Here is a 13,243-nt window from a genome sequence, read left to right on the forward strand (position 1 = left end):
GGGGACCCGACCGTGCTGACCCGAGCCCTCGGCCGTACGCCCTACTACGTCGTCGCCGGAGGGCTGGCCGTCATCTTTCTCTTTCCGCTGGTGTGGAACGCCTGGGCCTCGGTCAGCGGACAACCCGGCACCGCACAGGAGTCCGGCTACGGCCTCGGCAACTACCGGACGCTCCTCGACTACGACGCGGGCCTGTGGCAGTACTTCCTCAACAGCACCGTCGTCTCCGCGCTCACCGTCGCCCTGACCCTCGGGGTGTCCCTGCTGGGCGGATACGCCTTCGCCCGCTTCGACTTCCCCGGCAAGAACCTGCTGTTCCTGCTGACGCTGGCCATCCTCATGGTCCCGTACGCCACCCTCCTCATCCCCCTCTACGTGCTGCTCGGCCGGCTGCACCTCCAGAACTCGCTCATCGGGCTGAGCCTCGTCCTGACCATGTTCCAGCTGCCGTTCGCCACCTTCATGATGCGGATCTCCTTCGAGGCGGTACCGCGCGAACTGGAGGAGTCGGCGTTGGTCGACGGCTGCGGTACGGCGGGCGCCCTGCGCCGGGTCCTTCTCCCGGCCGTACGACCGGGGCTGATCACCGTCGGCCTGTTCGCGTTCCTCGCCGCCTGGAACGACTTCATCGCCCCGCTGATCCTCATCTCCGACAGCGAGAAGGCACCCCTGCCGCTGGCCGTCGCCAACCTCCGTCAGCAGAGCATGGGCGCCGTCGACTACGGCGCCACCGAGGCCGGTGTGGTGGTCCTCGCGGTGCCCTGTCTCCTTCTCTTCCTGCTGCTGCAACGGCACTACGTACGTGGCTTCATGTCGGGCGCGCTCAAAGGCTGACGATCCGAATGAGAGGCATCAATTGGTGAGCGAGAACCGAGAGTTGTCGACCGTAGTGCCCGTGGCCCCGACCCGGGGACGGCTGCGCCCCCTGGGCCTCGACGAGGTCAGGATCACCGGCGGATTCTGGGCCCGGCGTCGCGAGACCAACGCCACCGCCACGCTCGCCCATTGCCGTGACTGGATGGAACGGGTCGGCTGGACCGGCAACTTCCGTGCCGTCGCCGAGGGCCGCATCCAACACGACCGGCACGGAAGGGAGTTCGCGGACTCGGAGATCTACAAGCTGCTCGAAGCGATGGCCTGGCAGGCAGCCTGTGGCACCGGCGCCGCGCTCGACCCCGACATCGCGGCCCTCACCGAGGCCGTCGCGTCCGCCCAGGAACCGGACGGCTATCTGAACACCGCCTTCGGCCACCCGGGACAGCAGCCCCGCTACAGCGACCTCGAATGGGGCCACGAGCTGTACTGCTACGGGTTCCTGATCCAGGCGGGCATCGCCCAAGCCCGGACCCGCGGTGAGGGCGAGCTGACGAAAGTCGCCCGCCGCGCCGCCGACCACATCTGCGCCACGTTCGGCCGAGGCGGCATCGAGCGCGTCTGCGGACACGCGGAGATCGAGATGGCCCTCGTGGAACTGGGCCGGCTGACCGGCGAGCAGCGCTACCTCGACCAGGCCGCGCTGTTCATCGAGCGCCGAGGCCGAGGCACCCTCGCCGAAGACGAGTTCGGCCGCGTCTACCACCAGGACGACGTGCCCGTACGGGACGCCACGACGCTGCGCGGCCACGCCGTCCGCGCCCTCTACCTCGCGTCCGGCGCGGTCGACGTGGCCGTCGAGACGGGGGACGAGGAGTTGTTCGCGGCGGTCGTACGGCAGTGGGAGGCCGGGGTCGCCCGGCGCACCTATCTGACCGGCGGCATGGGCTCGCACCACCGCGACGAGGCCTTCGGCGACGACTTCGTCCTCCCGCCCGACCGCGCCTACTCGGAGACCTGCGCCGGGGTCGCCTCCGTCCAGCTCGGCTGGCGGCTGCTCCTGGCCACCGGCGACCCGCGCTACGCCGACCTCGCCGAGCGAACCCTGTTCAACGTGGTCGCCACCTCCCCGTCCGAGGACGGCCGGTCCTTCTTCTACGCCAACAGCCTGCACCGGCGCCGCCGAGGTGCCGTACCCGCCGCCGACGAGGTGAGCCCGCGCGCCCAATCGAGCCTGCGTGCCCCCTGGTTCGCGGTCTCCTGCTGCCCGACGAACGTGGCCCGCACCCTGGCCCAGCTCCCCGCGTACCTCGCCACGGCCGACGACCAGGGCGTCCAGCTCCACCAGTACGCGGACGCGGAGATCACCACGACCCTCACCGGCGGCCACGCGGTCGCCCTCAGCGTCCGCACCGACTACCCGTCCGGCGGAAACGTGACGGTACGGATCGACACCTCGCCCCCGGCCCACCCCTGGACCCTGTCGCTGCGCGTCCCCGCCTGGACCGAGGGCGCCACCGCCTACCTGGTCGACCCGGACGGAACCTGCCGTACGGTCGACCCGGGGACCGCGGAGATCACCCGCATGTTCGCCCCCGGTGACGAGATCCGGCTCGAACTCCCCGTGGCCCCACGGTGGATCGCGCCGGACCCGCGCATCGACGCCGTACGTGGCACGGTCGCCGTCCAGCGCGGCCCGCTGGTGTACTGCGCCGAGTCCGTGGACCTGCCGGACGGACGTGAAGTGGACGCCGTACGGGTGGATCCGTCCGTCGAGCCGGAGGACGGGCCGGACGGCACCGTGGTCGCGCCGGGCGAAGTCGTCGAACAGGCCGAGGTCGATCCGAGTCAGGCCGCATGGCCGTACCGGCCACTGGACCGGGCCACCGTTTCCGCCGCCGAGCGTGCGGGAATCGTCCTGGTCCCCTACAACTCCTGGGCGAACCGCGGCCCTTCGACGATGCGCGTGTGGCTGCCGACGACCACCGAGCCCTAGAGCAGGCCCCCGAACCCCACGATCGGAGCCCGAGATGACCCGACCCCCCACCCGCAGAGGCCTGTTGAGACTCGCCGCCGCGAGTGCGGCCTCCGCGCCGCTCACGTACGCGATACCGGCGGCGCACGCGGCGGCCCCGGAGTTACCCGCGTCAGGCGCCGTCCTCCCCGCGCTCGCCCCGCCCACCACCTGGGCCGTACATCCCTTCCCCCTCGACCAAGTCACCCTGGGCGAAGGCGTGTTCCGCCGTAAGCGCGACCTGATGCTGGAGTACGCCAGGGCCTACCCGGCCGATCGCATCCTGGCCGTCTTCCGTGCCAACGCCGGGCTCGACACCCGGGGCGCGCAGCCGCCCGGCGGCTGGGAGACCGCCGACGGCAATCTGCGCGGCCACTTCGGCGGTCACTTCCTCACCCTCGTGGCGCAGGCGTATGCCGACACCCGCGAGGCCGCGCTGAAGGCCAAGCTCGACTATCTGGTCACCGCGCTCGGCGAGTGCCAACAGGCCCTGGCCGACCACGGATCGCCGAGACCGAGCCACCCCGGATACCTCGCGGCGTACCCGGAGACGCAGTTCGTCCTGCTGGAGAGCTACACGACCTACCCCACCATCTGGGCGCCCTACTACACCTGCCACAAGATCATGCGCGGCCTCCTCGACGCCCACACCCTGACCGGCAACCAGCAGGCCCTGACCATCGTCTCGAAGATGGGCGACTGGGTGCACAGCAGGCTGAGCCGCCTGCCCCAGGCGCAGTTGGAGCGCATGTGGTCGATCTACATCGCCGGTGAGTACGGCGGTATGAACGAGGTGCTGGCCGACCTGTACGCCCTCACCGGCCGGGCGGAACACCTCGCCGCCGCCCGCTGTTTCGACAACACCGCGTTGCTCGAAGCCTGTTCCGAGAACCGTGACATCCTCGACGGCCGGCACGCCAACCAGCACATCCCCCAATTCACCGGCTACATAAGGTTGTTCGACCACACGGGGGAGACCGAGTACGCCACCGCCGCGCGCAACTTCTGGGGCATGGTCGCGGGTCCACGGACCTACAGTCTGGGCGGCACGGGTCAGGGCGAGATGTTCCGGGCGCGGAACGCCATCGCGGCGACCCTCGGCGACAACAACGCCGAGACCTGTGCGACGTACAACATGCTGAAACTGAGCAGGCAGTTGTTCTTCCACACCCCCGACCCGGCCTATCTGGACTACTACGAGCGGGGGTTGACCAACCACATCCTCGCTTCCCGCCGGGACGCCCGCAGTTCGGACAGTCCGGAGGTCACGTACTTCGTCGGGATGGGCCCGGGGGTTGTGCGCGAGTTCGGCAACACCGGTACGTGCTGCGGTGGTACGGGGATGGAGAACCACACCAAGTACCAGGACTCGGTGTACTTCCGCTCAGCCGACGGCAACGCCCTGTATGTGAACCTCTATCTCGCGTCGACCCTGCGCTGGCCGGAGCGGGGCCTGGTAGTCGAGCAGACGAGCGATTATCCGTCCGAGGGCGTCCGCACCCTGGTCTTCCGTGAGGGCGGCGGCAGCCTCGATCTGAAACTCCGGGTGCCGTCCTGGGCCACGGGAGGCTTCGCCGTCGCGGTCAACGGGGTTCCGCAGGCGGCGACTTCCGCGCCCGGGAGCTATCTCACCCTGAGCCGCAACTGGCAGCCCGGCGACCGGATCACCGTCTCCGCTCCGTACCGCCTGCGCGTCGAACGGGCCGTTGACGACCCGACGGTCCAGTCACTGTTCTACGGCCCCGTCCTGCTGGTCGCCCGGAGCCTGACCACGACCTTCCGCACGTTCTCCTTCTGCAAGGACTTCACACTGCGCGGCGACCTCGCCGCCACGGTGAGGCCCGAGGGCCGTCCGCTGCACTTCACCACGCACGGACTGACCCTGGCCCCCTTCCATATCGCCGACACCGCCCGCTACCACGCCTACTTCAAGCGCTCCGAGCCCGTCGTGGTGTTCGGCACGGCGACCTCCGGCGTACCGAACCGCGCCCGCCCGGACGGCCTGACCTTCCTCGACGTGCTCTGGGAACGGGCTCCCTTCGCCACCCAGGGGGCCTTCCTGGACGCGGTCCGGGTCCTCGCCGACGACTGGCTCGCGCAGGGGCTGTTCAGCCGGACGGAGCGGGACGCGGTCGTCGCCGCCGCCGTCCGGGCGAACCTGAGGCGTTGACGCCCGTGGAGCCGCAGCGGCAGCCGTCAGGCAAGACTCTCCGCCGTGTCCTTGACCTTCTTCGGCGCGCGGAGAGCCAGGTAGAGAGCGACACCCCACCCGATGACCGATCCACCGAGGAACACATTGATGATGAGGATCAGCCACCGGTCCTTCGACCCACGGTTGAATGCGATGTACGACGGCAGCAGATAAAGCACGGCAAGAGCCAAAATGACGACTGCGGTCAGTGCACTTCCCACAACTCACACCCCAACTGGAACGGTATTTTGCAAACCGCAACTCTATGCTGCCATGTGCATAACAGGCCAGATTCGGCGTGTCGTCAGCGCCGTACGAGTGCGATCCGGTACGTCGTCGTCCGCGTCCCGTCCTCACCGGTCACCGTGACGACGGCCCGCGTCCGGCCGTGCTCGCGGATCGTCTCGACCGTGGCGTTCGCGTAGGGGTCGCGAGCCGTCGCCGTGACCACGGCCCGCGCCGGATCGCGGGTCGTGGCCCGGTAGTCGGTCGTCCCCGGGTCGAACGCCGCGAGCGGGACTCCGGCCACCTCGATCGACGCGGCGGCCGAATCCGAGGAGACGCCGGGGGACTTGGCGTACACCTCGACCTCGCTCATCGTGACGTAACCGCCCTGACGCGCCGTCATGACCACACGCACCCCGGTCGCCGGCCCCGCCGTCAGCGGTACGTCGATCACCGGCGTGCCCTCGGTCCCGACCGGGACGGGGTCGCTCGCGTCGGTCCATGTGCCGCTGTCGGCCGCCTGGACCTGCACCTTGAGGCTCTCCGGGAAGGACGCGTTGGACCCGTCCCGGTGGAAGTACGCGACGACCCGGCTCAGATCGCGGGCCTTCGGCAGCGTGAACGTGATCGTGTCCGAGGGGTTCTTGGTGTTCCCCGGCTTCCAGTTGGACCACGCCTTCTCCGACAGGTCGCCGTTGCGCAGCCGCTCCGCCGAGTAGCCGCTCTCGGTGAAGGTGGCGGCGACGGAGACGTCCGAGTCGGGCGCGATGTTCGTCGCCACCGGCTCCGTGACCTGGACGCGTACGGTCGCGTCGGCCGTTCCGCCGCCGACGATCCGGGCGGTGCCGTGGAGGGTGACGACCCCGGTCGTGCCGTACGCCCCGTCGGGCGCCGGGTCCCAGGTCACCGGAAGGTCGGTCCGGCCGTCGTGCGCGCCGACGCCGACGACCGTGGTGGGCAACTCCGGTCGGCCGCCCACGTATGTCTTGGCGCGACCGGGCAGGGTCGAGGCGATCGTGTCGACGGTGACGACCGCCGTCGCCGGGATCGTGCGCCCGAGCGCGTCGGTCGCCTCACCCCTGACCCGTACGGTCCCGGGATGACGCCAGGCCCGGTCCGACGGCACGTTCCACACGACGGGGAGGGCGCCCCGGGAACCGTCCCGGAACACCGGCGTCACCGTCGTCGGCAGCTCGGGCCGCAGACCGGGGACGGTGAACACCTTGGCGGACTCGGTGCGCAGGACCGTCTCGTCGGGCACCGCCCAGCGCTGGTTCGCCGCCGAAGTCGGGGTGTATGTCGACACCTTGGCGCCGTCCGCCGAGGACTGGCCGGTGACATCGAGCAGGCGGCCGGTGGCGGCGTTGACGAAGGTCCAGGTGTTGTCGCCGGTGGTCGACAGGATCCACTGGGCGGCGGCGTCGGGCTCTCCGGTCGGCGGGTCTTCCAGTACGGCCAGGTTGTCGCGTACGGCGAGTTGTCTCCCCGTCGTGGCGGTGGTGAGGGCGTAGCGTTCGCGGTTCTCGGTGCCGGGCGTCAACTGCCGTACGGACCAGAGCTGTTGGGGGTTCGTCGCGTCGGTCGTGCGGATGACGACGCCGGTGCCGTCGTCCGACGGGGTGAGCGACTTGCCGCTCTGGGCACCCTGGAGCCGGTAGACATGGCCGGGCTGGACAAGGGCGGCGTCCTTCGCCACCCCGCTGACGCCCTCGACCAGGAAGGTCGTGACCGACTTCGCGGGGGCGGTGAGCGTCGCCGAACGGTCGGTCACCCGGACCGGTGCGCCCTGTACGAGCGCGCCGTCGGCGCTCGTCACCACGGGCGTGACGGAGGCCTGGCGCCCGACCTTGCCGAAGCGGGAGAGATCGAGGGTCACGGAACGGGCGGACGTACCGCTGTTCACATGCACGGCCGTCGCCGCACGGCCGGACGCCTTCACCGCGGCGACGGTCGACGCGTCGTCGGTCTTCACGAAGTGGTCGCCGGGGCGGATGTAGTGGGTGAAGTTCCGGATGGTGTGGAACTTGGAGTTGGCCTTGATCGGGCAGGTCTCCAGGGTGTCCGTGGCCGTGCAGTTGAACGGGACATGGATGCTGCCCCAGTTCTTGCCGGCGGCGGCCTGCGGGATCGAGTCCTCGACGGGCTGCCAGAACACCCAGGCGGAGGGCTCCAGTTCACGCATGTCGTCGACCATCCGGGTGGCGATGCCGAGCCCCGGTTCCATGCCCGTGAAGTCGGTGCCCGTGCCCCAGGTGCCCTCGACCTCGCTCATCCACAGCTTCCGGTCGGCGCCCTTGGCGATGTCCCGGGCGCTGGTGCGCTGTCCCGTGCCGTAGGTGTGCACGTTGAGCTGGTCGACGGCGGCCCGGGCCTCGGCGCTGTAGGCGTTCCAGTTCTGGGTGAAGATACCGGGGTTCGTCTCGTCCATCGCGGAGATCGTGGCGTCGGTCCGCGCCCCGACGAGCGCCTTGTCGAGGGCCAGGATCACCTTCTGCTGGAGTCCCGGCCCGGCGTGCGCGCCTTCCTGACGGCCGCCCGTGGGCTGACCGTCGGCGCCCAACTGGGTACCCCAGTAGTTGGTGTTGGGCTCGTTCAGCGGATCGATGGTGTCGAACTCGATCCCGTGTCGCTTCTCCATCTCCTCGGTGACCTTCACCAGATAGGTCGCGAACTCGTCGACACGGTCCGAGCGGATCTGGTCCGTGTTCGCGTCGAAGCCCCCGGAGACGTATCCGCTGACGGTCTGGAACCAGGGCGGCGAGTTGCTGAACGCCTCCCAGGTGGTGACCTTGTCCTTGATCTGGTCCACCCACCAGCGCTGGCCCGCGTCGGCGTCCCAGTTCCAGTGGTCCGGGTTGTTCGGGTCCCACCAGTCCTTGTCCTTCTGGGTGGTGCCCTCGGGCGCCTTCCAGAAGCCGTCCATGGTCGCGCCGGCCTTCATGTAATCGGTGCGGACGTCCGGGGCGTTGCCGCCGCCGATGTTGTAGCGAGCGATGTTCAGGGCGAGCCCGTCGTCGCCGAACAGCATGTCCACCAGCTGTCTTCGCACGGGCTCCGGATAGCCGCCCGTCGCGTTGGCGAACCAGACGAGACTCGTGCCCCAGCCCTCGAACTCCTGCTGCTGGTACGACGGATCGATCCTTACCGTGACCGCGCTCTGCGCCGCCGGGCCCGCGTCCGCGCCCGCTGCGGACGGTGCGACCACGAGTCCCGCACCGAGCACCAGAGGAACGACTGGAGCCAGTACCCGGACGAGGCGACGGCGATGCCGAGAGGACACGGCACTCCCTTCGACGGAGGCGAACACACGGAGACGAACACACGAAGACGAACAGAACCGAACAGAAGGAATCGCGTTCACATGCTTGATTACGGGAATGAACACGTCAAGATGGTGGGCGGGCACGTTTCCTCTTCGGTCCTCCCCCCCCCCACAGGAGCCCCCATGAGTTCAGAGTCGAGTTCTCGGCGATCCCCTTGGCGCAACAAGGCAGTTGTGGCCGCACTGGCAGCCACGATGCTTGCAGGCCCCGGCATCGCACAGGCGGCACCGCAGCCCGCGCCGGTCGCCGGCGAGCGGGCCGCGGCGGCCACCATCACCTGGACCCTCGTCAGGGCGAGCAACCCCACGACGGACCAGCAGAGTGCGTACAACCTCATCACCACGGCCATGAACGCCGCCGTGGCCCGCTACAACAACCTCAGCGACCTCGGGAAGACCATCACCGTCCACTACGAGCCCGGTGTGCCCACCGCGGACGGCAACATCAACGGGACCATCCGCTTCGGCAGCAACCGCAGTTACATGACCGAGCGGACCGCCCTGCACGAGATCGCCCACACCATAGGCGTGGGCACCAGCTCCGGCTGGTCCTCGCTGGGCGGCAGCGGTACCTGGACCGGCGCCCAAGCCACGGCGCTGGTACGGCAGTTCGACGGGTCGAGCGCCAAGATCTCCACCGGCGGCGGCCACTTCTGGCCGTACGGCCTCAACTACGAGAACGAGTTCTCCGGTACGGCGGCCGATCGCCATGTCCGGATCGTCGCCGCGATGAAGGCCGACGGACTGTAGGCGGCCTCACGAGCATGAGGAGTTGGTGCCTGATGACAAAGGTGCCGACGGGAGCTGCGTTCTTGTGAGCACCGCCTGATCGCGTGGTCCCCGCGGTCCTACGGTCCCGCTATGAAGACGAGTCGCAGCAGAGGGAGTTCGTGGCGCAGCACCGCGCTTGCGGTGCTGCTGACCACCGGGACGCTCACCGTGGCGGCCCCGGACGCGCGAGGCGAGAGCACGCGTACCGAGGCCCCCGTGACGTTGTCGAGCCCGGGTGCGGTCGCCGGGGTGACGGAGACGGTGGTCCGGGTGAAGGCACCGCTGCCGGCGTCCTTCGGGGCCCGGCCGGCGGCGTGCGACTGGCTGTCGTACCTGCGCTACCGCTCCTCCGACGGGCCCGCGTCGTCGGCCGACGCCGACCGGATCCTCGTCGCCCAACCGGGCATCCTGGAGGGTGCCGGGGCCTTCGACAGCGTCGCCCGCAACACCGTGGCGCGGACCGCCGAGCGCGGGCTGCACATCGAGTTCTGGGCGCTGGACCGGCGCTCCAACTGCCTGGAGGACCACACCGGTACCGACTCCGGCGACCAGCACACGGCCGTCGACTACTACTACCGGGGCAAGCAGGTCGAGGGCCGTACGTTCGCCGGCTTCCTCGGCAACGACAAGCTCGGATGGATGGCGAAGCTCGGCATCGAGCAGACCGTGCGTGATCAATACGCCCTGCTCACCGCCGAGTTGCCCGATCAGGGGCTGCGCGAGGAGAAGGTGCTGTGCGGCGGGCACTCCCTGGGCGGGGTGATCACCGGGTACTTCGCGACCGCCGACTTCGACGGCAATCCGGCCACCACCGCCGACGCCGGACACCGTCAGTGCGCGGGCTACTTCGCCCTCGACACCACCGTCTCCACCTCGCTCGCCGACCTGAGCGGCAGCATCCCGGACGACACCAACCTGCCCGACATCGGCCTCGGTTACGGCGTCGTCCAGGCCGGGCTCGACAGCGGAGTGCTGCCGCGTTCGCTGTCCGCGCCGGTGCTGCTGAACGCCGAGACGATGACCCTGCTGGCCATCGCGGGCGTGGGCGCCGTACGGGACGGGGGCGGTGAGGCCGATCTGCCGTCGTATCTGCCCGCCAACGTCAACATCGAGGCGACGAACCGCTTCCTGTTCTCCAAGGACGCCGGTGTCTTTCTCACCGGCACACCGGCCGTGAAGGACTTCCGGCTCACCAACGAGGCGGTGCTCGGCGCGCTGCTGGACGACAACTCCGTACCGCTGGCGTTCCTACAGAGCAGCGTGGGGTTCTTCGACGGCGGGCCGATCGTGGACAAGACCTTCCCCGTCGCCAACGGCGGCGACCAGCAGCCGGGGCTGTTCGGTACGGCGTACAAGGCCATCCCGGACCGGCCGCACGGGCCCCTCTACACCTGGCGCAACTACGACCGCGTCGGCGATTCCGACGACCCCGGGTACCGGTCGGCGGACGGGACGCCGTTCACCGGCGCGGGCAAGGAGGTCACCGACATCCAGGAGCTGGCCCGCAGTCTCGCCGAGCAGCCGCTCGACTTCACCGAGCAGTACTTCCCGACGAAGCTGGTGACCGATCTCCAACTGGCCACCTCCCCGCAGGTGAAGCGGCTGATCGTGCACCCGGAGGGGCTCACCGCCGATCCGACGCTCACCGTGCTGGCGGGTGACGGGCTGCTCGCAGGCCGCGTGCCCGCCGAACTCGATCCCGTGGTCGCCGACGGCTATCAGCACCTCGACGTGCTGACCGCGGCGCCGGAGCAGAACAACGGCCTGCCCGAGCCGGTCTCCGCCGCACTGACGGAGTTCGCCCGGGAGCCCAAGTAGCTTCCCTCCCATGGAAGAAGGGCCCGGGAGGAAATTCCTCCCGGGCCCTTTCCCGCTCTGTACGGCCTACGGCCTTCGGCTCAGACCTTGGTCGCGGCGAAGTCGGCCGCCGCACCCGCGTTCGCGGTGTAACCGAGGTGGGCCAGTACGTCGTCGCCGCCGTTCTCGCAGATGGGGTCGCCCTCGGCGCAGAAGTCGATGGTGCGGCTCTGGTAGGTGCCGGTGACGCTCTTGCCGAGGGCCCGGATCGGGTTGCCGAACAGCAGCAACGCGGCGACCCTCGGCTCCAGCGCGGCGGGAATGGTGGCCACGACGGGGCTGCCGACCACCGCGCCGGCGCTGCTGATTCCGACGGAGTTGTCGACGACGTTCGCACCCTGCGAATAGCCGACCAGAATGAAACGCTGACTCGGGCAGGAAGCCGCCTGGCTCCTGACGTGGTCCACCAGATCCGAGTTGCCCTGGGCGGCCGAGGTGAGGGAAAGGTCCGCCGGATAGTCCACCTTGTAGCTGGACAGGCTTTTGCCCGTCAGTTTCCGCTGGAGCGCGGAATACACGGGGTCGCCGACGATCGCGCCGAGCGTGCCCGGCTCGAACGTGCCCCGAGCAGCGACGACGTCGATGTCGGTGCAGGCGGCGGCGGTCACGGCGGCGGACGCGGCGGGTGCCGGGACCGTGGTCAGTGCGGCCCCGCCGGCGAATGCGAGCGAGGCGAGACAGTAGCGGATACGCATGGGGGATCCTTTGCGGGTGAGGCGTGTCAGCGCCTATGGAAAAGGACGTCCCGAACGTATTCGCGTTGCCGCACTGAGGGTTATGGACGGGAATTCATGAATTCCTCGCCTTTTTGTGCCGAGGTGAGTGCCAGGATCAGATCGAGGCGGGTACCCGGATCGTGCAGTTCGGCCTCGCCGAAGAGTTTCTCCAGCTGGCGCAGGCGATAGCGGACCGTCTGCGGGTGGATGTGCAGCCGGGCGGCGACATCAGGCACGTTGCTGCCGCTGAGCAGCCACGCGATCAGTGTCTCCGCGAGCCTGCCGCGCTGCTGTTCCGAGACCTTGTCGAGGGGAGCGAGGGCGCGCGCCCGGAGTTGGGCGAGCATCGGCTCGTCGCTGTGCAGCAGCAGGGTCGACAGGTGGTCGGCGCAGCGCACCACCCCCTGCCGGGGCAGGATCCCGCGCCCCATCAGCCCGAGCGCCCGGGTGGCCCAGTGCAACGACCTGGCGGCCTCGGTGAGCGGCACCGTCGGCCCGATCGCCGCCGGCCGCCCGCGCAGTGCGAGGGTGAACGCCCGGCCGCCGAAGCCGCCCGAGCCGTCCGGGTCCGGCACCAGCATCCGAGGCGGCCGGGTCTCCATGTCCACCAGCGCCCCCGCCGCCGCCAACGGCCGCTCCTCGTCCCGCTGTTCGGGCGTGGCCGCGAGGACGACGACCGCGACGTACGGCGGTACGGTCCACCGGGCGCCGTGCGCCAGGTCCCGCACCGCCTCCGGGGACACCGGACCCTCGCCCAGCAACAGGGCGAGCAGCCGCCCCCGGCGCCGTTCCAGCTCGTCCGTGGAACGCAGCTGCCCCTCCGCGTACCCCGCCGCCGCGGCCTCGGCGACCTCGTGCACGGTCCGGAACGCCAGCTCGCCCAGCCCGGCCATGACCGAGGAGTCAAGACCGAGTTCCTCCGTCGTGCGGCCCAGCAGCCGCCAGGCGTGGAGCCCGCCGACCCGCAGAGCGGACTGGAGCGTTTCGAGGCTGTGTCCCTCCAGCGCCTCGCCGCGCCCCAGTTCGTGGTAGATCGCGGTGATCGAGTCTCCCCGGGCGCGCGGGTCGGCGATGTGGTCGACGAACAGGGTGAGCGCCTGCACGACCCCCGATCTGAGGAGCGCACGGCTCGATCCGTCGAACGACCGGGCGGCGTACTCCGGGACCTGGGTGAGTACCTCCGCCTCCACCTCGTCGGCGACGGCCTCCAACTGGTCGCGCAGCAGTTTGGCCAGTTCGGCCGGCACAGGGGTCGCTCCGGAGCCGTCCGGGGCGCCGTGCGGGGAGGGGGTGGCCACGGCGGGCCCTCCTTTCACCCGGAGACGGCTCACCCT

Annotated in this window: 9 protein-coding genes; 5 read left to right on the forward strand and 4 right to left on the reverse strand. The window is 69.9% G+C overall.

Features of this window, described 5'->3' with window-relative positions; genetic code table 11:
- The first annotated feature begins 12 nt into the window (after nt 1–12).
- The 3 genes from OG787_RS43315 to OG787_RS43325 are packed head-to-tail and all read left to right on the forward strand — an operon-like array spanning nt 13 to nt 4,997.
- Nucleotides 13–834, forward strand: a complete 822-nt coding sequence (locus OG787_RS43315) for a carbohydrate ABC transporter permease (protein WP_369030103.1) — start codon at nt 13–15, stop codon at nt 832–834.
- A 55-nt stretch (nt 835–889) separates the two neighbouring features.
- Complete coding sequence (locus OG787_RS43320) at nt 890–2,809, forward strand: glycoside hydrolase family 127 protein (RefSeq protein ID WP_405540755.1); 1,920 nt, start codon at nt 890–892, stop codon at nt 2,807–2,809.
- A 34-nt stretch (nt 2,810–2,843) separates the two neighbouring features.
- A complete protein-coding gene (locus OG787_RS43325) occupies nt 2,844–4,997 on the forward strand; it encodes a glycoside hydrolase family 127 protein (protein WP_405538959.1) in 2,154 nt (717 codons plus the stop codon).
- A 26-nt stretch (nt 4,998–5,023) separates the two neighbouring features.
- Here OG787_RS43325 and OG787_RS43330 read toward each other — a convergent pair whose 3' ends face one another.
- Nucleotides 5,024–5,239, reverse strand: a complete 216-nt coding sequence (locus OG787_RS43330; RefSeq protein ID WP_369030101.1) for a superinfection immunity protein — start codon at nt 5,237–5,239, stop codon at nt 5,024–5,026.
- An 83-nt stretch (nt 5,240–5,322) separates the two neighbouring features.
- Entirely contained in the window at nt 5,323–8,523 is a 3,201-nt protein-coding gene (locus OG787_RS43335; protein WP_405538961.1) for a glycoside hydrolase, read from the reverse strand.
- 165 nt (nt 8,524–8,688) lie between these two features.
- Here OG787_RS43335 and OG787_RS43340 point away from each other — a divergent pair, with 165 nt between their 5' ends.
- Entirely contained in the window at nt 8,689–9,315 is a 627-nt protein-coding gene (locus OG787_RS43340; RefSeq protein WP_369030099.1) for a hypothetical protein, read from the forward strand.
- Nucleotides 9,316–9,426: 111 nt separating this feature from the next.
- Nucleotides 9,427–11,154: a hypothetical protein gene (locus OG787_RS43345; RefSeq protein ID WP_405538962.1), complete on the forward strand. Its 1,728-nt coding sequence runs from the start codon at nt 9,427–9,429 to the stop codon at nt 11,152–11,154.
- An 80-nt stretch (nt 11,155–11,234) separates the two neighbouring features.
- On the opposite strand, the gene OG787_RS43350 is transcribed toward OG787_RS43345, so the two are convergent.
- Both OG787_RS43350 and OG787_RS43355 read right to left on the reverse strand, forming a co-directional pair.
- Nucleotides 11,235–11,888 carry a cutinase family protein gene (locus tag OG787_RS43350; protein WP_405538963.1) on the reverse strand — a complete coding sequence of 218 codons (654 nt, stop codon included), beginning with the start codon at nt 11,886–11,888 and terminating at the stop codon, nt 11,235–11,237.
- Between the two features lie 80 nt (nt 11,889–11,968).
- A complete protein-coding gene (locus tag OG787_RS43355; RefSeq protein WP_405538964.1) occupies nt 11,969–13,207 on the reverse strand; it encodes a PucR family transcriptional regulator in 1,239 nt (412 codons plus the stop codon).
- Nucleotides 13,208–13,243 lie beyond the last annotated feature (36 nt).

Source organism: Streptomyces sp. NBC_00075, from assembly GCF_045041225.1.
Classification (GTDB): domain Bacteria; phylum Actinomycetota; class Actinomycetes; order Streptomycetales; family Streptomycetaceae; genus Streptomyces; species Streptomyces adonidis.